Source organism: Ilyobacter polytropus DSM 2926 (assembly GCF_000165505.1).
Lineage (GTDB): Bacteria > Fusobacteriota > Fusobacteriia > Fusobacteriales > Fusobacteriaceae > Ilyobacter > Ilyobacter polytropus.
In genome coordinates this window covers 460867-484689 of sequence record NC_014633.1, presented here as the reverse complement: position 1 = coordinate 484689, position 23823 = coordinate 460867, and the positions used below count along the sequence as shown (strand labels likewise).

Genomic DNA, 23823 nt, shown 5'->3' with positions numbered 1-23823 from the left:
ATACAAAATTTGCTATTCTTTAATTAATGAATTAACTTTCCTGAATTTATAAAGCTTTTCAAATAAATATAAATATTAATAAAAAACAAATCATTATCTATAGAGGAGGTAAAAAAATGAAAGAATTCCTTAAAGGTTTGGTGGAAAAAAATAGAATTAAAAGTGAGGTCGGTAACGTAGCAGACTATATACCGGGACTTGAAAAGTCAGATAAAAATGCCCTGGGACTGTGTATTACGAGCACCAACGGCACTATCTACTCAATAGGAGACTGCAATATAAAATTTACCATACAAAGTGTTTCAAAGCCAATAACATTGATGCTGGCAATACTCGATCACGGAGAAGAACATGTTTTCTCCAAGGTGGGTATGGAGCCTACAGGAGACGCTTTTAATTCCATTCAAAAATTAGAAACCTGCAAAACTCACAAACCTTTTAACCCTATGATTAATGCAGGAGCAATAGCTACCAGTGCTTTAATAAAGGGTAAAAATTCCCAAGAAAAATTTCAAAGACTTCTAGATTTTTTTAGAAAAATATCAGAAAATGAAACACTTGAAGTGAATGATGATATTTATCTAGGAGAAAGCCTCACAGGAAATAAAAACAAGGCAATGGCTTATTTTATGAAAGGAGAGGGTTATATCGATGGAAGTATAGAGGATGCCCTCTATGTTTATTTTAGGCAGTGCTCTATAGAGGTCACTGCAAAAGACCTTGCCAGAATAGGTCTTTTTTTAGCAAGAGGCGGGGTCATGAGTAACGGAGAAAGAGTTGTAAGTGAACGTATCGCAAAAATAATAAAAACTCTTATGATAACCTGCGGAATGTATGACGGATCAGGAGAGTTTGCCCTGAGAGTGGGGATTCCTTCAAAATCAGGTGTAGGAGGGGGAATAATGTCTGTAGTTCCTGGTAAAATGGGTATAGGGGTCTTTAGTCCAGCTCTTGATAATAAAGGCAACCCTATAGCTGGTGAGGCTCTTTTAGAAGATCTTTCATCAGAATTATCTCTTAGCATATTTTAAAGAAATAATCACACTATGTCTGATTCCATAAAAAAACCAGCTGAAAAAATCAACTGGTTTTTTTATTACATCTTTGAAATCTCTTCAAAAGCCTTATCCATAATCTCTAAAGTCTTATCCATATCATCTTTTGTATGAGCTGCTGATACAAAATGAGCCTCATATTTAGAAGGAGGTGTAACAACTCCAGAATCTAACATCACATTAAAATATTTTGCATATTTTTCTGTATCTGTTTCTATTACATCATCCAGAGTCTTGATCTCATCTTTATCTGTGAAAAATATTGTGAAAAGTGACCCCTGTTTATTTATGCATACAGGAACATTATGTTTTTCAGAAATCTTTTCGATATTAGAAGTAATATAATTTACTTTTTCTTTTAATTCTTTATAAAGGGTATCTTTGTTTTCCAGTAACTCACTTATAGTTTCATATCCTGCTCTCACTGATACAGGATTTCCAGAAAGAGTTCCAGCATGATATACATCTCCCACAGGAGCTATCATATCCATAAGTTCATTCTTTCCACCAAAGGCTCCTACAGGATAGCCTCCCCCTATAATTTTACCAAGGGTTGTCAGGTCAGGAGTCACTCCGAATAATTCCTGTGCCCCGCCTAGAGCCAGTCTGAATCCGCTTATTACCTCGTCAAAGATAAGAACAGAATTCTTAGCGGTACAAAGCTCTCTTACACCTTTCAAAAACTCTGCATCTGTCTCTATTATTCCCATATTTGCAGGTACAGGTTCCATTATGATACAGGCGATATCGTCATCTTTTTCAAATAATTCTTTTACAAGATCCATTCTCCCAAAAGGTAAAGTAAGGGTATCTTTTATAGTTCCCTGTGTGATCCCGTTACTATCCTGATATCCGTCAGTGAGAAGTCCAGACCCGGCTTTTACCATGAGAGAATCAGAATGTCCGTGATAACAACCTTCAAATTTAAGTATCTTATTTTTCTTTGTATAAGCTCTGGCCAGTCTCACAGCAGCCATAGTAGCCTCTGTTCCAGAAGTAGTCAGTCTTATTTTTTCTATAGAAGGGTAACATTTTATCACAAGTTCGGCAAGTTCTACTTCCATCTTTGTAGGTAGTCCGAAAGAACTTCCGTCCTCTATAGCCTCTCTAACTCCTGCCATTACCCTCTCGTTATTGTGTCCCAAAATCATTGGACCCCAAGAACATATGTAATCTATATATTCATTATCATCTTCACACCAGATTTTACTTCCCTTGGCTTTCTTGGCAAAAATAGGATAGCTTTTATTTACCGATCCAAAAGCTCTAACAGGACTGTTTACTCCTCCAGGAATTACTTTTTTTGCTTTTTCAAAAATTTCAGCAGAATTTTCATATCTCATTATTTTCACTCCTTAGTATATCTCTTTATTCTTGAGCCATCTGGCGATATCCTTTGAATGGTAGGTTATTATTATAGAAGCACCTGCTCTTTTAAAGGCATACATTTTTTCCATGACAATTCCCTTTTCATCTATCCACCCGTTTTGGGCAGCAGCTTTTACCATGGAATATTCAGCACTGACATTATAGACAGCTATTGGAACATCGTATCTTCTATAAAGTCTTTTTACCACATCTAGATAAGATAAAGCCGGCTTCACTATAAGAATGTCAGCTCCCTCATCTAAATCCGCCTCTGCCTCTCTCAAAGCTTCTTTTGTACTTCTAAAGTCCATCTGGTAGGTCTTTCTGTCGCCAAAAGAAGGAGATGAGTCTGCAGCATCACGGAAAGGACCGTAAAATGATGATGCATATTTTACACTATAGGACATTATAGGGGTGTTTATAAACCCTTCATTGTCTAATGCCTTCCTCATAGCTAAAATCCTTCCGTCCATCATATCTGACGGAGCAACCATATCAGCACCTGCCTTGGCATGAGACACAGCTATCTTGGAAAGGTAATAAAGAGTCTCATCATTTAGTACATGAGGCCCGCTCAATATACCACAGTGACCGTGGGAAGTATACTCACACATACATACGTCTGTTATCACGAGCATTTTAGGATAAGATTTTTTTATAAACCTTACAGCTTCCTGAACTATTCCAAGATCATTATAAGCCTCTTTACCCATGGGGTCTTTTTCAAGAGGTATACCAAAAATCAATATACTTCTAATACCTAGATCCCATATTTCATCCAATTCAGGCTTTAGCATGTCAATCGATAGTCTGTATTGTCCCGGCATAGACTGTATTTCTTGTCTTATTCCGGTTCCTTCCTCTATAAATAAAGGATATACAAAATCTTTCACATCTAGATAAAGATCCTTCACCATATCCCTCATTACTTGACTGCCCCTTAGCCTTCTGTGTCTCTTAAACATCACATAGCCTCCTCAATCGACTTTAAAACTCCTTCTGCTGTAAATATCTTGGCCTCTATATCCACAGATAATCCCAACTTTTTCATGGTCTCACTTGTCACAGGTCCTATAGATGCAAATTTCACACCTTTTATCCCGTCCAAATTTCCATCAAGGCTTTCTACAAAAGCCTCTACAGTTGAAGAACTTAAGAATGTAACTATATCAACCCCTTTAAGAGTTTCTTCCACTTCACTTTTATCTTTTTTTATCTTTACTGTTTTATATGCCGCTAATTTTTCAAAGTTTCTTTTGTATTTGGCACTCCATTCCTCTGGATTATTCGGAGATATATCAGATGTTACAAACAAAATTTTGTCTTCCTCTTTTGTACAATCACAAGCTTCCTTTGCAAGAAGTTCTCCAATATACTCTTCAGGCATAAAGTCCGGAACCAGCTTCACTTTTAACAGCTCTTCCTTAGTCTTCACTCCCACTACACCTATCTTTATATCGCCCAATAATCTCATGTCAGGAAGATACCTAAAGAAACTTCTCACTGCATTTTGCGAATTAAAAAGAAGACAGCTATATTTTTTGATCTCTGAATAATCATAATCCTTCATCTGATCCTCTATCTGAATAAGAGGAAGTTCCACTGCTTCTCCGCCTTTTTTTTCTATAACACTACTCATTGCTTCAGCCTGTTTTTCATCTCTTGTCACAAGTATCTTTTTACCGAAGAGTTCCTTTTTCTCAAACCAGTTAAACTCGTCACGTAGGTTTACAACGCCTCCTATAATAATTATAGCTGGAGGTTTTACATCTTCTTTCTTGGCAATTTCAACTATAGTTGAAAGAGTTCCTCTTATAACTCTCTGCTTAGAAGTACTTCCTTTTTCTATTATCCCAACAGGTGTTTCAGGGTCTTTCCCGTTTTTTATGAGGTCACCTGTAATAAGATCAAGATTTTTTACACCCATCAAGAAAACCAGAGTTCCCTTTAGTTTGGCAATGGCATCAAAATTATGCCATCCTCCGTCTTCCATTGTGTGACCTGTGAACACATGAAAAGACCTTGAGATTCCCCTGTGAGTAACAGGGATACCAGAATATGCAGGAACAGATATAGAAGAAGTGATACCAGGAACAACTTCAAAAGGAATCTCATCTTTTAATATTTCCTGTATCTCCTCACCGCCTCTACCAAATACAAAGGGGTCACCGCCTTTTAACCTAGTCACTACTTTACCTTTTAAAGCTTCTCTCACAAGGGTCTTGTTGATCTCGTCCTGGATCACTCCTCCTTCTGTATTTAGCTTTCCTAGGTATATAAGTTCTGCATCAGGTTTTGCAAATTTTAGAATCCTTTTATTTATAAGCCTGTCATAAACTATACAGTCAGCTTCTTCAACGCATCTCTTAGCTTTTAATGATAGAAGCTCCAAGTCTCCAGGCCCTGCTCCTACAATATATACCTTACCTTTGTTCATCAATCTGCCCCCTAATAATTCCTGCAAGTTTTTGAGCAAGCGATTTTCCCTCTTCTCTTTTTCCTGTAACCTCGCCCTTATATACTACCTCTTCATGGCAGTACATTCCCTTGAGGCAGATTTCATCCCCTATTATCTCGGCACTACAGCCCATAGGAGTATGACATCCTCCGTCAAATATTCTAGAGAACTCTCTCTCTATCTCTACTACTTCTTCCACTTCTTTCTCTGTTATAGAGGATAATATTTCTCTTATAAAAAGATCATCTTCTTTGCATTGTATACAAAGAGCTCCTTGAGCAGGAGCAGGCATCATCTCGTGAGTTTCTAAGTACTGAGTTATCTCATTTTCTAGACCAACTCTTTTTAGACCTGCAGCAGCAAGTACTATTGCATCAAAATTTTCCTCTTTAAGTTTTCTAAGTCTTGTATGAATATTCCCTCTTATAGGTTCTATAACTAGATCAGGTCTCATCTCTTTAACAGCCATTGTTCTTCTTAGAGAACTTGTTCCAACTACAGATCCTTCTGGAAGTTCAGAAAGCTTTAAATTGGATTTTGATACTACAACATCCCTGTAGTCCTCTCTTTCAGGAATAGAACCACAGATTAATCCTGCTGGACTTTCTGCTGGCATATCTTTCATCGAGTGAACTGCGAGGTGGATAGTTCCATCTAATAGTTCTTTTTCTATCTCCTTTGTAAAAAGGCTTTTAAGAGAAGTGTCACTGTTGTTCCAGTTGGTTCTTAAGTCAACATCCCCTGTAGTAACTATCTCTTTGATCTCAAATTCTATTTCTGGATATTTTTCCTTTAACATTGATCTTACGTGTTTTGACTGAGCTACAGCCAGTAAACTTCCTCTAGTTCCTATTACCACTTTGTTTTTCTTCATCATTAAGCTATCCTTTCTCTGTATTCAAACCATTTTTTCACATTTTCTATCTGTTCTGTGATAAGGTGTGAATATTCTTTTAGTCTGTTCTCTCTTTTAGTAACATTTTTTTCATAAGTTTCCCATATATGATCCAAATTATAAATATCTACATTGGGAAGGTCCCCGAGTTTCTCATCAATATCTCTAGGCACTGCAAGGTCTAAAAAGAACCTTTTTCTTCCGTCATCAAGTTTTCCCATCAGTTCTTCACTCTTGAGCACGAAATGAGGAGCCGATGTGGCACTGATTATTACGTCACTATCTATAGCCATCTTAACCTTTTGATCAAAAGTTATTACATCCACATCATAACTGTCTTTTAAAACAAGGGCTTTATGGTGGCTTCTGTTTGTAACAACTATATTTTTCACTTTACTTTTTTTAAGAAGGTAGAGTATCCCTTGGGAAAGATCTCCTACACCTAGAATAAGTACATTTTTATCTTCAAGATTCTCTACATTGTTTTTTATAAATTTCAGTGATATTGCTTCTAGCGATAGGGCATTGTGTGCTATCTGACTTTCATTTCGAAATTTTTTCCCAACCTCTATAGCCTTATTAAATATTACATTTAGAACTTTTGATGTGGTCCCTACCTCTACAGAATCATAGTGAGCTTTTTTTACCTGTGCTAAGATCTGGTCCTCTCCCTTTATTACAGACTCAAATCCACATATAACTCTGAAAAGATAGTGAAGAGCGTTTTCCCCTCGCTTTACAAAGAGTTCCTCCTGACTTGGAAAAAGGCCAACTATTTCATCTTCTGTGAATCCTTCCTCTACATGGATATAATACTCGATCCTGAGGCAAGTGGAAAGATTTACATAGCCCTTTATTTTTTTGTTCCCAAGGAGTTCATCAAAAATTTCAGTCGGGTTTTTCTGTATAAAACTCTCTCTGCCGCCCATATCAACTTTTTTATGATCTATTCCTACTGCATAAAAGTTATCCATTCTCATTTGTCCTAGCCACTACCCTTTCCACAACATATTGGTTGCTTTTGTGATCCTTGATCGCAAGTCTAATATAATTTTCATCAAGAAACGGAAAATTTGAACAATCTCTTATTAGTATTCCATCCTCAATAAGTTTTTCTCTCAGTGCTTTAGAGTTAGAGTTTCCCGTCAGTTTTACAAGTATAAAGTTTGTCTCGGTTTTATAAGCTTTTATATTATTGCCTTTAGTAAGTTCCTCGTACATCCATTTTTTTTCTTTTTTAACCCAATTCTCAGATTTTTCTATATATTCCCTGTCATCTAAAACAACCTTGGCAGTTAGTTCTGCCAGAGCGTTTACAGTCCAAGGTTCTCTTTCTCCCTGTATTCGATTTATTATAGCACTATCGTGGCATATTGCAAACCCCAGCCTTATTCCAGGTATGGCAAAAAACTTTGTAAGGGCTCTTACTACGAATATATTCGGATCTTTTAGATGGGCTATACTCTCACTGTAATTACCTTCTACAAATTCAATAAATGCTTCGTCTACCATAAGTCTTGTACCAGACTCTTTTGCTATTGTTGCGATCTCTTCCATCTCTGCCCTTGTCATAAAACGACCGGTAGGATTATTTGGATTGCATATTACCAGCAGGTCATAACCTTTGTTTAATTCTTCTCGGAGTTTTTCTTTATCCAGTACAAAATTCTCATTTTCTTCCAGCCTGAAGTGATCTACCTGACACGAAGTCTGCATTAGAGCTCTTTCATATTCTACAAAGGTAGGGTTTACAACAAGTGCTTTTTTAGGATTGAGCATTTTCATATATAGAAATATAATTTCAGTGGCTCCGTTCCCAACAATTATATTTTCATAGTTCATACCATTATGCTTTGCCAAGATTTCTCTCAGTTCTACATATTCTGGGTCGGGATACTTTTCAAAAATATGAAAATTTTCCACAACCGCTTTTTTCAGACTTTCAGGAAGTCCGAAAGGGTTTATATTTGCACTGTAGTCCAGTATCTTTTCGATTCCCTTTTCTCTTGCAAGTTTATAGATGTTTCCTCCGTGCAGTTCCATCCTACCACTCCTATGCTATGAAAGATCTATGGACTCCCCAGATTATCCCCATAAAAAAGATTATCCCTATAATAGAAGCTCCGTACATCATCTTTATATTTTTTCTTATATCTTCTATATCAAACTCTTTAATTTTATCTCCTATTGTAGGTTTTTCATGACTTTCTCCAAAATAACTTGTGACTCCTCCAAATTGTATCCCTATTGCTCCAGCAACAGCAGATTCAGGATGACCTGCATTTGGACTGGCATGCCTTAGCCTGTCTCTAAAGTAAATTCTAAAAGAAGATTTATAGTCAAAACCTAAAATCATAGCCGATAAAGGATAAAGTATCATCCCGGTTATTCTAGCAGGGATTAAATTTACCCAGTCATCAAGTCTTGCTGAAAACCATCCGAAATCACTATATCTTTCATTTTTATAGCCAACCATAGAATCAAGAGTATTTACACCTTTATAAGTCATCCCAAAAGCCAAGGCTGCACCAGGATTCCCAGGTAAAAGTAGTGCTCCGATCATCATATAGAACATAGGTGCTATAATGCCATCAACTGTATTTTCTGAGATAGTTTCCATGACACTTCTTATTATGTTTCTTTCATCCATGCTGTTTGTATCACGGCTCACAAGATATGACAGCTCTTTTTTAGCTTTTTCCATATCCTTAGCCTTCAATATATTGTATACCTTCATTCCCTCTTTTGCCAGGCACCTCGTAGCAAAAATTGTATAAAGAAAATAAATTTCTAGAATCTGAAACATTCCAAGGGTATAACTTATTGCAAAGGTAAGAGAAAGTACCGTGATTGTGAGTACTGCTCCTGAAAACCTTTTGTTTTTAAATCTGTACAAAAACTTTTCAAATTTTTCAATAAATTTACCGATAAACTGTACTGGATGAGGCATCCAGTAGGGATCTCCAGCTATTAGATCTATCAGATAAGCGATAGCTATCTTAGCAATCACATTCAACATTCTCACCCTCTAATATCTTATATATTTTTTCCATGTCAAGATGTTCCCTGACTATATCAGCAAGCTTATCAAATTCTCTTTCTTTAAATTCCTGGAAATCTATGGCGTCATTTATCTCGTCAAGTCCCTTGTTTTTCCTTATGTTATTGAGAAACTTTCTTGTAAAATCACTGTTGTCGAAGATTCCGTGGATATAAGTCCCTATTATATTGTCTTTAAAGGCTCCATTTACACAGCCGTTTCCCTGTAGAAATACGTTGCCCTCATTTCCATTGGTAATCCCTTGGTGTATTTCATATCCTTTCACTGTCATTCCCTTTGTTCCCTCTAAGAATCCTCCGTCTACAACTACTTTTCCTTCATACTGCACAGTTCTCTTATCACTTTTCATGACTGTCTCCATATCTAGTAATCCTATTCCAGGGATTTCCAAAAGAGAACTCTCTATTTTATCAGGATCTGAAATTTTCTGACCTAACATCTGATATCCTCCGCAGATTCCAAATATTATCGTTCCTTTTTTAGCAAGTCTTACTATTTTTTCAGCTATTCCCTTGTCCTTTATCTCTTTCAAGTCGTCAATAGTGCTTTTTGAACCAGGTATTATAATAATATCTTCATTTCCTAGATCTTCAGCCTTTGTGATATACTTTACCGACACATCTTCATAAACACCAAGTGCATCCAGATCAGTAAAGTTTGACATGTGATTTATTCTTATTACAGAGACTCTTATATCTTTGTCACCGCTATATTTTTTAAATCTCTCTGTTACTGAGTCCTCGTCTTCTATATCCAGTTCTGAATAAGGTAACACACCTAGAATTGGTTTTTTTATTATCTCTTCCAGCTGTTTTATGCCAGGTTTCAATATCCCCACATCACCTCTGAACTTATTTATGATTACACCCTTTACTCTTTCCCTCTCGTGATCTTCCAGGAGCATGAGTGTTCCCAGTATAGAGGCAAACACACCTCCACGGTCTATGTCCGAAACAAGTATTACAGGAGAATCAGCGATCTCCGCCATCCCCATATTTACAATGTCTCCCTCTTTGAGATTAATCTCAGCAGTACTCCCTGCTCCTTCGATTACAGAGGTATCATAATTTTCTTTTATTCCACTGTATATTTTTATCAGTTCCTCTTTCAGGCTTGGTTTAAACTCATGATATTCCCTAGCAGTCATATTTCTTAGAGCCTTGCCGTTTAAGATTACCTGTGATTTTCGATCTGTTGTTGGTTTCAATAATATTGGATTCATAAAGGCTTCAGGCTTTATACCACAGGCTTCTGCCTGAACTACCTGAGCTCTCCCCATCTCTTTACCATCTTCTGTGATAAATGAGTTTAAAGCCATATTTTGTGATTTAAAAGGACATACCGAATATCCGTCCTTATAGAGAATTCTGCATAATGCTGTTGTAACAAGACTTTTCCCCACAGAGGATGCAGTCCCTTGTACCATAATATTTTTATGCTTCTTCATATTCCATCACCTTTTTTATTATTTGGTCTATATTACCAGTTTTCCAAGGATAATCTATTTCAGGTCTAGATAATATGATAGGTTTTACTCTGCAGTCTGCAGCAGCCTCTATCTTTTCTAGCTCTCCTCCTGTAGATCCACTTTCTTTTGTGACTACATACTTTATCTCATAATTTTTATAAATAGCTGTGTTAAACGCCTTTGAAAAAGGTCCCTGAACAGCTATAAGCTGTTTTGGGAGTATCCCCGCTTTTTCCGCCTTTTCAAGAGACTCTTTCACAGGAAGTATTCTAAAGTAGATATTTTCCAAATTGGATATATCCTTAAAGTAACTTAGATTGTTGCTTCCAAGAGTGACTAATATCTTCTCTTTTAGACCTCCCAAGTACTTTGTTAGTTCTTCCATTGAAGTAAATTTCACTCCTCCGTCATAATTAAGCATCTCTCTCTCAAATCTTAGGTAATCTATACCCTCAGCCGTAGAAGCCTCTATAGCATTTTGAGATACATTTACTGCATATGGATGGCTGGCGTCGAGCACCAGATCCACCCTATTTGCCCTTATAAACTTTCGCATCTCATCCTTATTCATAGGTTCAGATACAACATTCAGTCCTTTTAACAATTTCTTTCCATATTCTGTAGCTGTAGACACTATTATTTCAATGTCCCCAAGCTTGTTTATTATGTCCCTAGAATCTTTGGTCCCCCCTATAATCCAGATCATAGCTTAGACCTTATATCCCCTAGGAGTTATCATTTTACCACCTTTTATAAAGGTCTTAGAATTTCCAACAATTACTGTAGTAAACATATTTATCTCATGCTCAAGCATATTTTCAAGGGTAGTAAGTTCGTACTCTTGTCCCTCTCTTCCAGTATTTCTAACTATAGCAACCAGAGTATCTTTTTTCTTGTATTTCAACATGATCTCCCATGCTTCGACTATCTGAGTCTGTCTTCCGAAACTTTTAGGATTATAATAAGAAATTATAAAATCTCCTTCAGAGGCAAGTTTTATCCTCTTTGTAATAAGGTCCCAATCAGTAAGAAGGTCACTTAGACTTATAGTTGCGTGGTCGTGCATTACTGGAGCTCCTACTACAGCTGCTGAAGCATTAGCAGATGTTACTCCTGGTATTACTTCCACCTCTATACCGCTGTCTGCAGCTACTTCTAGCATTATTCCTGCCATACCATATACTCCGGCGTCTCCAGAGCTTATAAGAGCAACTGTTTTCCCATTCTTTGCAAAGTTTAGAGTTTCCTGACATCTTTCTATCTCTTTTTTCATTGCAGATCTAAATGTCTCTTTACCTACAAACAAGTCTTCTACAAGATTTATATATGTCTTGTGTCCTACGATTATATCTGAATCTTCCATAGCCTTATATGCTCTGAAAGTCATGTTTTCCTTGTTTCCAGGACCTATACCGATTACATAAATTTTACCCATCTCTTCTTATCTCCTCTTCATATATTGATACTGTTACCCCAGCCTGTCTCATCTTTTCAGTTATAAACTTCCCCTTAGATTCAGAGGCCAGAAAAGCACAGGGTGCAGATACAGACTTAACTCCTATACTCTTTTTTACAAAATCCGATCCTTCAAAATTATCCTCAATAGGAAGTATCTTATCTCTCGAGATCACAGTTAGTTCTCTGCCGTAATGTTTTACCGTTTCCAAGAGCCCTTTTTCGTCTCCCTTCAAATCCACAGTTGCAAATATTCTTATACTGTCCATATGAAGATTGGCTTCACACATCGCTTTTTCAACAGCTTCTATGATGGTTTCTTTAGGTGTCCCCCGCCTGCAGCCCACTCCAACAACTATATTCTGGGGTATAATCTGGCTGACTTTTACTTCTTTCCTGTTAGAGAGAACAATTACCCCAGCTGAATTATCCTCTGAAATAGTTACGTTATCAGGAAGTTTAAGACTTACTTTTTCTCCTCCAACAATAAGAGAAGTTACATGCTTAGCTTTTTCCAAACTGTCCATTTTTCCTTTTATCGCCATAGCAAGGGTATCTACAGCAGTTTTTCCTGAAACATCAGAGGCTGTAGATATTACAGGTACTGCACCCACAGCTTGGGCTATAGTTTCACAAGCTGTATTTGCTCCTCCTAAATGGCCCGATAAAAGGGAAGTTACAAAATTTCCCTTTTCATCCATGACCAGTATTCCTGGATCTATGTCCTTACTCTTTATTAAGGGAGCGATGGTTCTCACTACAATTCCACTAGCCATTATAAAGAGAAGTGTCTTATATTCTGAAAAAATATTGCCAACTCCTTTTTTGAATCCATTTTCAAAGGGAATAGTTCCTTCTACAGAGTATTTAGGAAGAGTATAGATATCACAATCAATTTTTTTTGCAACTTCCATAGCTTTTTCCACTGCTTTTTCAGTGACACTTATAACAGCCCATTTCATAATTTCATCCCCTAAATCTTTCTAACTTTATAGAAAAATATTCTTTGTCACAAATCACATAAATAGCTAAGGTAAACTCGTGGCATTTCTTTTTATCTTTTATTCTAATCATTTTACCTAAAAATCTAAATAAAAGTTATTTTTTATCAATTCCAACTCTGTATTCATGAGTAAAGTGTTTATCATAAAGTTTTGACTTTGAATATTCATCTCCCATAAATCTTCCAACCAGGATTTGAGCAGTCTTTGTAATGTTAGCTTCCCTTACTCTCTCTGCTATATTTTCAAGTGTCCCCTCTACAATCTTCTGATCTTCCCATGTGGCTCTTTGGACCACTGCTATTGGTGTATCTTTTTCATAGTGTGTAAGCAGCTGGTTTACAACTTTATCTATCATCTGAACAGACAAGAATATTGCCATTGATGTCTTGTGAGATGCTAGAAGTTCTAGCTTTTCAAGTTCAGGTACAGGAGTTCTTCCCTCCATTCTAGTACAGATAACTGTTTGAGCTACATCTGGGAGTGTAAACTCCTTTTTTATAGCTGCAGCAGATGCTAAAAACGAACTTACACCTGGTATTACTTCAAAATCTATGTTGTGGGCTGCTAAAATATCCATCTGCTCTCTGTGAGCTCCATAGATAGCAGGGTCACCAGTGTGTACTCTTGCTACCATTTTCCCATTTTTTGCAGCTTTTATAGTTACTTCCATTACCTCGTCCAAGTTCATACTGGCGCTGTTATATATTTCTGCTCCCTCTTTATGACATTCTATTACCTGTCTAGGTACAAGAGAACCTGCATAAATTATCACATCTGCTTCAGAAACAAGTCTTTGTCCTTTTACCGTTATCAATTCCGGGTCCCCAGGACCAGCTCCTATGAAGTAAACCTTTTCCATTTTTCAATCCCACCTTTTTTTAATATCATTGTTGAGAAATAAGATATGTCATCTTTCTCTATGTTTTCTAAATCATATATAATCTGTTCGTCTTCTTTACCGCAGTTTGAGATCAAGACTACATTATTCATGTTTCCTGTTTCTCTAAGAGCATCTTTTAGTCTCTCTAGGTTTCTTACAACCTTCATAAAGATGACGTTGTCTGAGCTTTCTATCTCTTTTACTATATCTGTTTCTTTTGCGATACCCACAACTTTCATAGACTCGTCTCCCATTACAAGAGGTATATTTACTCTGGCTGTAATAGAAGCAAAAGAAGTTATTCCAGGTACAGTTTCTACCTCTACTCCGTCGTTTAGCAATTCCATGATGTACACAAAGGTACTGTAAGTCATAGGATCCCCTATTGTTAAAAATCCTACATTTTTACCTGCCTCAAGAAGTTCATTTACTATCACTGCATTTCTTTTGTGGTCTTCTCTTCTTGCTTCCCAGCTATCCTGCATTTTAAAAGAAATTGCTACTTTTTCCACATTTTCTTTCATATATTCTTTTGCAATGGTATATGCTGTACTCTCGCCTATATTTTTGGCCTCAGGAAGGATTATCACATCCAATTCCTTTATTTTTCTGATAGCTTTTAGCGTTATCAGTTCAGGATCTCCTACTCCTACACCAATTCCATAAAGTTTTGACATTTTTACTCTCCTCTTTTAGCAGTTATTATATATATGGGGTTTTCGCCCATCATCATGTTCATTGTTCCTACTTTTCTGTTTCTAGCAACAGTCATAGATACTACCTCTATATCTGTAAATCTATTGGCCTTCAATGTGTCCATTGCCTTTGTTAGGGTTTCTAGCACTATAGCGTTTATCACTATAACTCCATCCTCTGCAGAATGTTCCATAAAATGATTTACAATGGTGTCCAGATTTCCCTTGCTTCCTCCCACAAACATCCTATGATACTTTATCTTCGGAATATTTTCAGGAGCAAGCCCCTCTATCAAGTTGTAATTGCCAATTTGAAATTTTTCGATATTTTTTTTGATTATATCTATTCCGTCAGGGTTTATCTCTATACCGTAGACGCTTCCCTGAGAAAGATAACCGGCAGCCTCTATACCTACAGAACCAGTTCCCGCCCCTACATCTACAAGAATGTGATGAGGTTCTAACTGAAGTTTTGCTACTGATACAGCTCTCACTTCCTCTTTAGTCATAGGCACACTGCCTCTTATGAATTCCCTGTCTCTTATATGTCTCACAATTCCTCACCTTTTATTATTACGACGTTCAAATCAAACTTTTTCTGAATACTCTTGATTTCACTGGCCTTTCCTGAAGTTATGCACTCATCAGGATAAGAGAGGTTTTCTCCTACATAGACAGTGGCCTCTATACCAGATTCCCAGATTTTTTTTGCTATTTCCTGGGGAGTATTAATATTGTCAGTTAGCAGCCCTACCTTTCCTGCTGATTTCAGAGCCTCTATATAATCAAACTCTCTTCCGTGGACACTTTTTATTACTGCATCATGCCACTGCTCGCCTATCTTTGCGAAAAAATACTGCATAGATGATATCCCAGGCACTACATCTAATTGTGACAGTTCAAAGTTTTTCCTGAGATAACCTAGCATACTGTAAAATCCCGTGTCTCCAGAAAGAACCACCGCAATTTTCTTTTCACTCATGTTGTCTTTCATAGATTGAACCAGTTCTTTTAGGTGTCTGTCTATATAAGCTATCTCTTTCCCTGATGTTAAGTCTGGGATACTTTCTATATTCCTTTTTCCACCGACTATAAGATCTGAACTTTTTATTCTTTTTTCTACCTCTGGGAGTATATAATCTCTGTTTCCAGGTCCCAGTCCCAGCACATTTATTTTCATACTGTTTCCAGCTCCTCAATCACTCTGTCAAAATTATAACTTCTTCCCAATTCACCTTTTTCAAAGGAGAATAATAAACTTGCAAATTCTATATTTTTAGCCTTATGACTGCATTTTTCAACTATTCTTTCACACATTATTTCATAAGTTTTTTCATTGGTTACATATTCCACAGCCTCATCTGTTGTATTTGAATCAGCGATTTTCAACAGTGTTTCATAGTCTTCCCCTGCTAGTAAAGCACAGGTTGTGAAGATCTCTAGCTTGGCATCACTTACCTTACTGTGAGTATGAAAAATACCCCCTGCTAGTTTAACCATTTTCCCTATATGCCCTAGTAAGATAACTCTTTCAAATTTCCTATGAGCTGCCTGTTCTATCATAAATCCTACGAAATTGCTTATTACAAATACATCTTCAATTGGAATGTTGAGATTCTCTTTTATAAATCTCTTTCCGTAATTTCCAAAGGTAAAAACAACAGTATTTTTCTTTCTCTCCTCTTTGTGAAATCCAAGCTCCACAGTAAGAGAATTTTTATAAGCCTCTTCTGACATTGGCTTTACTATCCCACTGCTTCCAAGTACCGATATCCCACCCACTATTCCAAGTTTTGGATTAAATGTCATAAGAGCCTTTTCCTGTCCCTGAGGGATAAATACTTCTAGCCTCACTTTTTCACCTTCTGGAAGAACTTTTTGAACTTCCTTGAAAATCATGCTTCTCGGTCCTTGATTTATTGCTGGCTTTCCAGGTGGAACCTGAAGTCCTTTTTTTGTAACCTTCCCCACTCCCTCACCACCTGTAAGTTCTATGGTTCTATTCTCGTTATAAAAGCAGTCTTCTCTCTCTATACTCAGGTCATCAACTTTTTCTGCCGACACAAATATCAAAATTCCATGTGTTACATCAGGGTCATCTCCCGCATCCTTTCGTACAGCACATACTGCCCTGTCTCTATCAAGTTCTGCCTCTGTTATCTGCAAATCAAGTTCCCAGCCAAAGGGTGTATCTATTTTTACAGATTCCTTAAACTCTCCTGCAAAAAGAGCCTCTACAGCTCCCTTAGCCGCGGCAGTTGCAGTACTTCCTGTGGTGTAACCATAACGGAGTTTTTTCCCGTCCTGATAAGTAAATTTATCCATATGAACAAAATTTTCCATTAGAAATCCTTTCTGTCGTACATCTGGTAAAGTATCCCGTGAAGTGCTGCCACTGCAACGGTACTTCCGCCCTTTCTTCCCTTTGTAATTATATATGGTATATCTTTCATCTCTTTTAAGGCCTCTTTAGATTCAGCAGCTCCCACAAAACCAACAGGAACACCGATAACTAAGGCAGGTTTTTCTACCTCTCCTTTTTCTACAAGTTCTTTTAAAGTAAAAAGTGCTGTAGGAGCATTTCCTATTAGATATATCTTCGTTTCTGGATCTTTAGCGGCCTTTTCCATCCCCACCATTGATCTAGTTACTCCTCTTTCTTTTGCTATTTTTGCCACCTCAGGGTCTGAAACCATAGAGTAAGGTACACATCCAAATCTCTCAAGATTTTTTTTAGATAATCCGTTCACTATCATACTGGTATCGCAATATATTCTAGATCCGCCTTTAATTGCTTCCATAGCCTTTTCTATTACACCTTCTGAAAATTCAGTTATATCAGCATATTCAAAGTCAGCTGTAGTGTGAACAAGTCTTTTTATAACAGGAGCTTGTTGCTCTGTAAAAAGCTTGTTTTTCTCACCTAACTCTTCTGTTATTATCTCAAAACTTCTCTTTTCGATATCCATAGGTACTTTTATGTATTTCATTATCTTCTCCCTTTTTCAAAAAGTTTTTTAAAAAATTCTATATTTCCCCAGAAATGCACATGAGGATATCCTGCCAAAAGGTTTCTTTTTGTAAAGCCACACTGCCACTTTCTTCCGTTTTCCTTGGAAATATCAAAGTAACATTTTTCATCTCCAACTCTTGATATGTCTGAATAGTGAAATTCATGGGCTCTGCCCTTGAGTCCGTCAGTAGTCTCAAAATTTATGTATCCAAACCTTTTTATATTAAGTCGGTTTTTCATCTCTACATCTACATCTATTAGTCCACACATTTTGTGATAGACACCTTCTTTGTCCTTAATTCCCTTACCAAGGTACATAAATCCACCGCATTCCCCGTAAATTGGAATATTATTTTCATAGGCGTTTCTTATGGAGTCCTGTGTTATCTTGTTATTTTCAAGAATTTCTCCGAAATTTTCAGGATATCCTCCCCCTAGATAAATAAAGTCACTGTTTTCTGGAATCTTTTCGTTATTAAGGGGACTAAAACCAGTTATTTCCATCCCTGCATACTCCATAAGCTCTATGTTTGATCTATAATAAAAAGAAAATGCTGTGTCTCTGGCTATTGCAACCTTGAGTCCTTTAAACATATCTTTGATTTTTTCTGATTCATAACTACTCTCTATAACCTCATCAGTTTCTGATGCCTCTAGAATCCCCTCTAAATCTAAGTACTTTTCTGCCATCTCTTTCAAAACCTCAAGTTTTTTCTTGAGTCCTTCTATCTCCTCTGCCTGTCTGAGACCCAGGTGACGGCTTCCTAGTTCTATCTCAGGGTTCGGAGGAAAGTAACCAAAACATTTTATTCCTGTGTGTCTTTCGATCCCTTCTTTCAATAAATCGTACAGTTTCTCACTAGACACATTGTTTAATATGACTCCTCCTATTTTTACCCTAGAATCCAAAAGTTTATAGCCTAATACCTTTGCCGCTACACTTGTAGATGCACCCTTAGCGTCTACTACCAGCATAACCGGGGTTTTTAAAAGTCTCGCCATATGTGCACTGCTTCCGTTGTCTAGATCATGGTTTTTACCATCATAGAGTCCCATTACACCTTCTATTATTGATATATTCCCTCGGCTGCTTCCATCTATAAATATTTTTTTTACTGCTTCTTCTCCACATATAAATATATCCAGATTGTAAGATGGGTTTTCTGTTACAAATTCATGGAATCTTGGATCAATATAATCCGGTCCCACCTTAAAAGGAGTAACTTTATCTAAAGCAGCCATTATAGCCGTACTTATGGTAGTTTTTCCAACTCCTGAATTTGTTCCTGCTATCAGTAATCTCTTCATAGAATATCCTCCAATAAAAAAACCTTCCTTGTGCAAGGAAGGTCAGGAATATCTCAGTCTGATCAGAATGTTTTTCTGCCTCAAATCAAGCTATGCCTCCCTGTCCTCGCAGGCTAGTACATCTCTAAGATCAAGGCAGGTCTCCTGGCTCAGCTTCATCCTATAAGGTACACCCTTCCCAGAAAATATTTTCCAGTGGCAAACATACCTTAGTCAGCTTTACAGTGGCGGGACCGCGAGAGATTTTCACTCTTCTTCCCTTTTAATTTGGAATTGTTCCAAAACCTTAATCGTTTTATATAATATTACCTGTTCATTATAAATCTTTTTGTAGTATTTTTCAACAACTATTTAATATTTTAATCAGTTTTACATAAAAAAATCAGTGTATCAATATTTATTTTTTATATCTCTATTATTATATTTTATTGTTTTTGTTATTTTAAAAAAAATATAATACTTATAAATTATCGGACTTTGTAGTTGGTAGTGAGGTTTTTAAAATTTAAAAAAAAATTTAAACTTTTTATAGATCTTAGACGACTAAATTTATGAAGTGGCAAATCGAGAATTTGTATTCGACAATTCTCACCTTCATAATTTTCTCCCTCATTTAAAAAGCAGACCAAGCTTTAAAGCTTGGTCTGCTTTTTTTTACAATCTAAACTTTAAAATAACTATTTAAATCAGAATAAACTCTTCACCCCTATAAATATAAGTATAAATCCGCCAGCAAAATTCATTGGATAGTTTGCAAAATAAGTCGTTTTATATCCCAAATAAATCCCTAGTAGAGAAGCCATAGAAGTAAATACGCCTATCATAGCGGTAATAACAAAGATTTCAACACTAAGTTTCAAAGATACAGAGGCTCCTATTACCAAGGCATCTATACTCGTTGCAAGACTGAGCAAAATAAGATTAAACTCAGACTTGGTTTCTAATGTTTTTTTGTTCTTATACTCTTTGTAAGATTCAAAAACCATTTTCCCTCCTAAAAATACAAGAATGAAAAACAGAGAAAAGTGAATAAAAGCACTGGTCTTTCCTAAAAATAAAACTCTGCTTTTAAACCCTATAAAAAACATCAAAACCTGAAATACTCCAAATACAGTAATGGTTTTAAAAATATCTGTAAACTTTAATTTTTCAATGGTAAATCCCTTTGTTAACGAAGCTGTAAAAACATCTAGAGTAAGGCTTATAAATATAAAGGGTAAATAAATTAATTTCATAAGACCTTCCTCCTTTAAAAAAATATATTTTCTTGATCTAAAAAACTTCAATCTTCAAATTAAGCTATTTTTCTAGAAAAAAACCTCTCAGTAAGAGTAGCATCCCACCTTAACCAAGAGGTTTAAAAATATTTTTATGAATACTGTTTAATATAACCTTTATTTTTTAATCCACCGCCAACTCATTTACCTCTTCCTCTTCTTCAACGGGGATGTTAGCTCCTATCATTTTGTCATAAATGACAGTACCACCCAAGGCTCCGCATATAGGGCCTAAAATAGGAACCCAGAAATAAGGATTTGAGAGTCCACCGGTTAATGCTACATTTCCCCACCCTGAAACAAAAAGAAATAACTTTGGACCAAAGTCTCTTGCTGGATTCATAGCAAACCCGGTAAGTGTACCAAAAGAACCTCCTATAACTGCAATAACTATTCCTATAAGTAGCGCTGACATATGTCCTTTGGGAGCTCCATTTTTGTCATCAGTAACTGCTAATATTGTCATCATAAGTACTGCTGTTATTATGATTTCCACTATAAATGCCTGCATGTTGTTTATTGCTGGATTGGGATATGTTGTAAAAATCCCCGCTGTTGACAGACTTTCAACTGAACCTCTTACTATTCCGTTATTCTTATCAAATGCTATAAATAGGTTTCTATAGAGAAAGTATACCAAACCAGATGCTGAAAATGCTCCTACTATCTGAGATATTATATATGGAATTACCTTCTTCTTGTCAAAACCTTTAAATGTTGCAAGAGCGATGGTAACTGCAGGATTTATATGCGCCCCAGAAACTCCACCAGTTATGTAGATTGCCATTGAAACTCCAAATCCCCAGACGATACTTATCTCCCACAATCCCATCTGGGCACCCGAGAGTACTAGAGACGACACACATCCAGCACCAAAGAAGATGAGAAGACCTGTACCTAAAAACTCAGCAATACATTCTCCAAATAAATTTTCTCTTTTCATTTTTTTCCTCCTAATTTTTCAAGAAACTATTTGATCAAAATATACAGATTAACCCTTTATGCTTTTCCCTGTACCTCTGTAAGAGCTATCCCCAAAGGAGTTACCAAAAGGGGTTTATATGTTTTTACGATCTTTTTTCCAAGCTCTTTTTCAAATACAGAATCAAAACCTTTAAAAGTACAAGCTCCTCCGACTAAATAAATAGTATCTACATCATAACCAGATAAAAATTTCTTTACAATTGCAGCCATTTTTTCCACTACTGGCTTTACAGTGGTAAAAATTTCATTTTCTTTACTCTTATCTTTTTTTAGCTCTTCCGCTTCATCAAATGTTATTCCGTAATTTCCTGCAAGAACAAGTGACATATGAGTACCTCCAGTAGGTTCATCAGCCACAAAAATCACCTTGCCGTCTTTCAATATACTTATTCCAGTTGTACCTCCTCCCACATCCACAACCGCTCCGTCGGTTATTTTCAGTGTTTTAGCTGCAGCTGTAGGCTCATCTATTACTCTTACCACATCTATTTCTGCCGACTCTATGACATTAGATATGGCCTTGACGCTCCCAACTTCTACTCCTGGAGGTATAGCCGTGAATCCTTCGGTGATTTCTATTCCCAGATCTTTTTCTACTTTTCCTTTTAAATCCCTTACGATTTTAATTGCCCCTATAAAGTCAACAACGATTCCATCCTTAACCACTGAAGACGGGTAAGTTGCTCCCCCTAGAGGCTCTCCATTTTTATCCACGACACTTATAACGATGTTAGCCGTCCCTAAGTCCACTCCTACATAAAATTCTGTATCAGGAGAAATAATACTTGGTTTTTGAATTTTCTCATCAAATTTTTTTATATATGCATTAGCCTCTTTTATATTCATACTCATACTCTCCATTTAGAAACGGAAATTATCCAATAAAATTTTGCTAGGAGAATTTACAATATCAGATGAAATCATCCCCTCTAAATTCTCATTTTCTATCTTGGATATAATCTCAGTAACAGCTGATGTATCCCCTTCAAAAATTATTACTCCTTTAGCACACATTCCAATCCCGATCTTTATTGTCAGTATGACTACAGGACTCATATCCTCTATAATGTCAGCAGTTTTTATTGCTTCTGCAGTATTGCTAAACTCAACTATACCCAGGCTTCTGACATACTCGGGATATTGAATAATTTTATTTAACTTCCCTAAGAGGTCACCGCTGATACCACTTATTGTTTTTACAATAATATGTTTATATTTACCCTTTTGATTTCTTATTTCTTCCACATTCCTTCTGACATTGTCAATGTCTCCCTGGGAACCGCTAAATATAAGCAGATATTTCCCAGGGCAAATCAATCTTGATTCTTCAACATTCACATTAAAATTTTTTGTGATCTCATTCAAAATGAAAAAGGCTGAGCTTATATTTCTAAATTCCAATAAGATAAGATTTTTTTTCAAATTAACCTCCTCCAGATTCAAATAAATTCAATGCACATAAAATTGATTTATAATTTTTTTTATTTTATTGATAAGCCTCCTACCAATGCACACCTTCTGTTTCTGGCAAAACTTTTGGCAGATGTTAATCCCTCTCCAGTAGGCCCCGCTATGGTAAAGGTAGTGTACCCTTCTCCGCCTACTCCAATTCCTGAATATGAAGGTCCATTTTTTACTAATATCGTTGTTTCCATATCCCTTGCATATTTTGTCAGAATGTCTATGTTTTTTGAGTGAATCATGGCAGTATGCCTAAGTCCGTCTTCAAGTTTTTTGCATACTTTTATACCTTCTAGAGCATCTTTTACCCTTACTATTGGTAAAACCGGCATAAGCATTTCTAAGACAGCAAGTGGATGCCCTGCATCAGTCTCTACAATAATTACTTTTATTTCATCACCAACGTCTATTCCCAAATCCTTAAGAATGTATGAAGCATTTTTACCTACGTAAGCTCTGTTTGGTGATCCATCATTTATAACCATCTCACATAATTTTTTTATTGTTTTACTGTCTTGTACCAAATATGCTCCGTTTTTCTGCATCTCAAATATAAGATAATCTGTTATTGAATCTACTGCCACAACCTCTTTTTCAGTTATACACGGCAAATTATTATCAAAACTGCATCCATTTACAATATCCTTAGCCGCCTTCTCTATATCTGCAGTTTCATCTACTAATACAGGTGGATTACCTGCTCCTGCCCCTATAGCTTTCTTTCCAGAAGACATGACACTTTTTACAACCCCTGGTCCTCCTGTGGCTACTACCATTTTTATATCTGGATTTTTGACCATTTTATTGGTATTTTCTATACTAGGTTCAAAAATTGTTACCACAAGATTATTAGGACCTCCAGCCCTTGCCACTGCTTTATTTAGGATTTCCACTGCTCTAAGAGAAGTCTTTTTTGCACCAGGATGAGGTGCAAATACCACTGAATTTCCTGCAGCAATCATACCTATAGCGTTGCATACAATAGTTTCACTTGGATTTGTAGATGGAGTTATCGATCCTATTACTCCATATGGAGACAATTCCATAACTGTCAGTCCGTTATCCCCACTATAGGCAAAGGCTCTCAAATCCTCCACACCTGGAGTTTTATCCACAGTAACATAATGTTTCAGAGTCTTATCATCTACTCTTCCCATACCTGTTTCTTCTACTGCGATCTCAGCGAGTTCAGCCGCTGCCTCTCTGACATCTTCTCTAATGGCCTTTATTATTCTCTCTCTAAGCTCAAGCTTAGACGCAAACAGAGTTACTTGAGCCTCCTTAGCCTTAGAGACTGCTGTATCCATAGAAGAAAATATACCGTTTTTACCCTCTTCTCCACCGCAACCCTGACCGGTGTCGTCTATATTATTATTCTTGTCCAGTTCCTTCATGATCAAAGAAACAATATTATTTAGATTATTTGCATCCAAATTCATAA

The 23823-nt window shown here is 36.5% G+C and carries 24 protein-coding genes and 1 riboswitch; of the genes, 1 reads left to right on the top strand and 23 read right to left on the bottom strand.

Features of this window, described 5'->3' with window-relative positions; translation table 11 throughout:
- Nucleotides 1-116 precede the first annotated feature (116 nt).
- On the top strand, nt 117-1031 hold the full coding sequence (glsA, locus tag ILYOP_RS12180; protein ID WP_013388800.1) for a glutaminase A: 915 nt from the start codon (nt 117-119) through the stop codon (nt 1029-1031).
- A 65-nt stretch (nt 1032-1096) separates the two neighbouring features.
- Here the strand turns inward: glsA and hemL are convergent, their stop codons facing one another.
- From hemL to ILYOP_RS12065, 23 genes are all read right to left on the bottom strand, one after another.
- Entirely contained in the window at nt 1097-2398 is a 1302-nt protein-coding gene (gene hemL, locus ILYOP_RS12175; protein WP_013388799.1) for a glutamate-1-semialdehyde 2,1-aminomutase, read from the bottom strand.
- A 12-nt stretch (nt 2399-2410) separates the two neighbouring features.
- A complete protein-coding gene (hemB, locus tag ILYOP_RS12170; protein ID WP_013388798.1) occupies nt 2411-3388 on the bottom strand; it encodes a porphobilinogen synthase in 978 nt (325 codons plus the stop codon).
- Nucleotides 3388-4860: a uroporphyrinogen-III C-methyltransferase gene (gene cobA, locus ILYOP_RS12165; protein ID WP_013388797.1), complete on the bottom strand. Its 1473-nt coding sequence runs from the start codon at nt 4858-4860 to the stop codon at nt 3388-3390. Before cobA ends, hemB begins: the two co-directional genes overlap by 1 nt.
- Nucleotides 4847-5755 carry a hydroxymethylbilane synthase gene (gene hemC, locus ILYOP_RS12160; protein ID WP_041921367.1) on the bottom strand — a complete coding sequence of 303 codons (909 nt, stop codon included), beginning with the start codon at nt 5753-5755 and terminating at the stop codon, nt 4847-4849. Before hemC ends, cobA begins: the two co-directional genes overlap by 14 nt.
- Before the next feature lie 2 nt (nt 5756-5757).
- Nucleotides 5758-6750, bottom strand: a complete 993-nt coding sequence (hemA, locus tag ILYOP_RS12155; protein WP_013388795.1) for a glutamyl-tRNA reductase — start codon at nt 6748-6750, stop codon at nt 5758-5760.
- On the bottom strand, nt 6743-7819 hold the full coding sequence (cobD, locus tag ILYOP_RS12150) for a threonine-phosphate decarboxylase CobD (RefSeq protein ID WP_013388794.1): 1077 nt from the start codon (nt 7817-7819) through the stop codon (nt 6743-6745). Before cobD ends, hemA begins: the two co-directional genes overlap by 8 nt.
- 10 nt (nt 7820-7829) lie before the next feature.
- The gene (gene cbiB, locus ILYOP_RS12145; protein WP_013388793.1) at nt 7830-8795 is read right to left on the bottom strand and encodes an adenosylcobinamide-phosphate synthase CbiB; all 966 of its coding nucleotides are present in this window, start codon (nt 8793-8795) and stop codon (nt 7830-7832) included.
- A complete protein-coding gene (locus ILYOP_RS12140) occupies nt 8776-10284 on the bottom strand; it encodes a cobyric acid synthase (RefSeq protein ID WP_013388792.1) in 1509 nt (502 codons plus the stop codon). The genes cbiB and ILYOP_RS12140 overlap by 20 nt, the downstream gene beginning before the upstream one ends.
- Entirely contained in the window at nt 10271-11011 is a 741-nt protein-coding gene (gene cobK / locus ILYOP_RS12135) for a precorrin-6A reductase (RefSeq protein WP_013388791.1), read from the bottom strand. The genes ILYOP_RS12140 and cobK overlap by 14 nt, the downstream gene beginning before the upstream one ends.
- Before the next feature lie 3 nt (nt 11012-11014).
- Nucleotides 11015-11740: a precorrin-3B C(17)-methyltransferase gene (gene cobJ / locus ILYOP_RS12130; protein ID WP_013388790.1), complete on the bottom strand. Its 726-nt coding sequence runs from the start codon at nt 11738-11740 to the stop codon at nt 11015-11017.
- Nucleotides 11733-12722 (bottom strand): cobalt-precorrin 5A hydrolase, encoded by a 990-nt coding sequence (cbiG, locus tag ILYOP_RS12125; RefSeq protein ID WP_013388789.1) that lies wholly within the window; start codon nt 12720-12722, stop codon nt 11733-11735. The genes cobJ and cbiG overlap by 8 nt, the downstream gene beginning before the upstream one ends.
- Nucleotides 12723-12858: 136 nt before the next feature.
- Nucleotides 12859-13623, bottom strand: a complete 765-nt coding sequence (gene cobM / locus ILYOP_RS12120; protein ID WP_013388788.1) for a precorrin-4 C(11)-methyltransferase — start codon at nt 13621-13623, stop codon at nt 12859-12861.
- Entirely contained in the window at nt 13602-14321 is a 720-nt protein-coding gene (cobI, locus tag ILYOP_RS12115) for a precorrin-2 C(20)-methyltransferase (protein WP_013388787.1), read from the bottom strand. The genes cobM and cobI overlap by 22 nt, the downstream gene beginning before the upstream one ends.
- Nucleotides 14322-14323: 2 nt before the next feature.
- Complete coding sequence (gene cbiT / locus ILYOP_RS12110) at nt 14324-14848, bottom strand: precorrin-6Y C5,15-methyltransferase (decarboxylating) subunit CbiT (protein WP_049774910.1); 525 nt, start codon at nt 14846-14848, stop codon at nt 14324-14326.
- A 41-nt stretch (nt 14849-14889) separates the two neighbouring features.
- On the bottom strand, nt 14890-15519 hold the full coding sequence (cbiE, locus tag ILYOP_RS12105) for a precorrin-6y C5,15-methyltransferase (decarboxylating) subunit CbiE (protein ID WP_013388785.1): 630 nt from the start codon (nt 15517-15519) through the stop codon (nt 14890-14892).
- Nucleotides 15516-16664, bottom strand: coding sequence for a cobalt-precorrin-5B (C(1))-methyltransferase CbiD (gene cbiD / locus ILYOP_RS12100; protein ID WP_041921365.1), 1149 nt, complete (start codon nt 16662-16664; stop codon nt 15516-15518). Before cbiD ends, cbiE begins: the two co-directional genes overlap by 4 nt.
- Before the next feature lie 17 nt (nt 16665-16681).
- Nucleotides 16682-17329 carry a precorrin-8X methylmutase gene (locus tag ILYOP_RS12095; RefSeq protein ID WP_013388783.1) on the bottom strand — a complete coding sequence of 216 codons (648 nt, stop codon included), beginning with the start codon at nt 17327-17329 and terminating at the stop codon, nt 16682-16684.
- Entirely contained in the window at nt 17329-18660 is a 1332-nt protein-coding gene (locus ILYOP_RS12090) for a cobyrinic acid a,c-diamide synthase CobB (protein WP_013388782.1), read from the bottom strand. Before ILYOP_RS12090 ends, ILYOP_RS12095 begins: the two co-directional genes overlap by 1 nt.
- A 117-nt stretch (nt 18661-18777) precedes the next feature.
- Nucleotides 18778-18964: riboswitch (cobalamin riboswitch) on the bottom strand.
- Between the two features lie 382 nt (nt 18965-19346).
- Complete coding sequence (locus tag ILYOP_RS12085; RefSeq protein WP_013388781.1) at nt 19347-19895, bottom strand: manganese efflux pump MntP; 549 nt, start codon at nt 19893-19895, stop codon at nt 19347-19349.
- Between the two features lie 166 nt (nt 19896-20061).
- Nucleotides 20062-20880 (bottom strand): MIP/aquaporin family protein, encoded by an 819-nt coding sequence (locus tag ILYOP_RS12080; protein WP_013388780.1) that lies wholly within the window; start codon nt 20878-20880, stop codon nt 20062-20064.
- Nucleotides 20881-20936: 56 nt separating this feature from the next.
- Nucleotides 20937-21767, bottom strand: a complete 831-nt coding sequence (gene eutJ / locus ILYOP_RS12075; RefSeq protein WP_013388779.1) for an ethanolamine utilization protein EutJ — start codon at nt 21765-21767, stop codon at nt 20937-20939.
- Between the two features lie 15 nt (nt 21768-21782).
- Nucleotides 21783-22343, bottom strand: a complete 561-nt coding sequence (locus ILYOP_RS12070; RefSeq protein WP_013388778.1) for a BMC domain-containing protein — start codon at nt 22341-22343, stop codon at nt 21783-21785.
- Between the two features lie 59 nt (nt 22344-22402).
- Nucleotides 22403-23821, bottom strand: a complete 1419-nt coding sequence (locus ILYOP_RS12065; protein ID WP_013388777.1) for an aldehyde dehydrogenase family protein — start codon at nt 23819-23821, stop codon at nt 22403-22405.
- Nucleotides 23822-23823 lie beyond the last annotated feature (2 nt).

Bases quoted from the DNA above. Each gene is read 5' to 3' on its own strand.
- hemC (WP_041921367.1), bottom strand. From the start codon at position 5,755: ATGAAGAAAAACAAAGTGGTAATAGGAACTAGAGGAAGTTTACTGGCT.
- cobI (WP_013388787.1), bottom strand. From the start codon at position 14,321: ATGTCAAAACTTTATGGAATTGGTGTAGGAGTAGGAGATCCTGAACTG.
- cobD (WP_013388794.1), bottom strand. From the start codon at position 7,819: ATGGAACTGCACGGAGGAAACATCTATAAACTTGCAAGAGAAAAGGGA.
- cobK (WP_013388791.1), bottom strand. From the start codon at position 11,011: ATGATCTGGATTATAGGGGGGACCAAAGATTCTAGGGACATAATAAAC.
- ILYOP_RS12140 (WP_013388792.1), bottom strand. From the start codon at position 10,284: ATGAAGAAGCATAAAAATATTATGGTACAAGGGACTGCATCCTCTGTG.
- cobA (WP_013388797.1), bottom strand. From the start codon at position 4,860: ATGAACAAAGGTAAGGTATATATTGTAGGAGCAGGGCCTGGAGACTTG.
- ILYOP_RS12065 (WP_013388777.1), bottom strand. From the start codon at position 23,821: ATGAATTTGGATGCAAATAATCTAAATAATATTGTTTCTTTGATCATG.
- ILYOP_RS12080 (WP_013388780.1), bottom strand. From the start codon at position 20,880: ATGAAAAGAGAAAATTTATTTGGAGAATGTATTGCTGAGTTTTTAGGT.
- hemA (WP_013388795.1), bottom strand. From the start codon at position 6,750: ATGGATAACTTTTATGCAGTAGGAATAGATCATAAAAAAGTTGATATG.
- cobJ (WP_013388790.1), bottom strand. From the start codon at position 11,740: ATGGGTAAAATTTATGTAATCGGTATAGGTCCTGGAAACAAGGAAAAC.
- hemL (WP_013388799.1), bottom strand. From the start codon at position 2,398: ATGAGATATGAAAATTCTGCTGAAATTTTTGAAAAAGCAAAAAAAGTA.
- eutJ (WP_013388779.1), bottom strand. From the start codon at position 21,767: ATGAATATAAAAGAGGCTAATGCATATATAAAAAAATTTGATGAGAAA.
- cbiB (WP_013388793.1), bottom strand. From the start codon at position 8,795: ATGTTGAATGTGATTGCTAAGATAGCTATCGCTTATCTGATAGATCTA.
- cbiG (WP_013388789.1), bottom strand. From the start codon at position 12,722: ATGAAATGGGCTGTTATAAGTGTCACTGAAAAAGCAGTGGAAAAAGCT.
- cbiT (WP_049774910.1), bottom strand. From the start codon at position 14,848: ATGACTAAAGAGGAAGTGAGAGCTGTATCAGTAGCAAAACTTCAGTTA.
- cbiE (WP_013388785.1), bottom strand. From the start codon at position 15,519: ATGAAAATAAATGTGCTGGGACTGGGACCTGGAAACAGAGATTATATA.
- ILYOP_RS12085 (WP_013388781.1), bottom strand. From the start codon at position 19,895: ATGAAATTAATTTATTTACCCTTTATATTTATAAGCCTTACTCTAGAT.
- cobM (WP_013388788.1), bottom strand. From the start codon at position 13,623: ATGGAAAAGGTTTACTTCATAGGAGCTGGTCCTGGGGACCCGGAATTG.
- ILYOP_RS12095 (WP_013388783.1), bottom strand. From the start codon at position 17,329: ATGAAATACATAAAAGTACCTATGGATATCGAAAAGAGAAGTTTTGAG.
- hemB (WP_013388798.1), bottom strand. From the start codon at position 3,388: ATGTTTAAGAGACACAGAAGGCTAAGGGGCAGTCAAGTAATGAGGGAT.
- cbiD (WP_041921365.1), bottom strand. From the start codon at position 16,664: ATGGATAAATTTACTTATCAGGACGGGAAAAAACTCCGTTATGGTTAC.
- glsA (WP_013388800.1), top strand. From the start codon at position 117: ATGAAAGAATTCCTTAAAGGTTTGGTGGAAAAAAATAGAATTAAAAGT.
- ILYOP_RS12090 (WP_013388782.1), bottom strand. From the start codon at position 18,660: ATGAAGAGATTACTGATAGCAGGAACAAATTCAGGAGTTGGAAAAACT.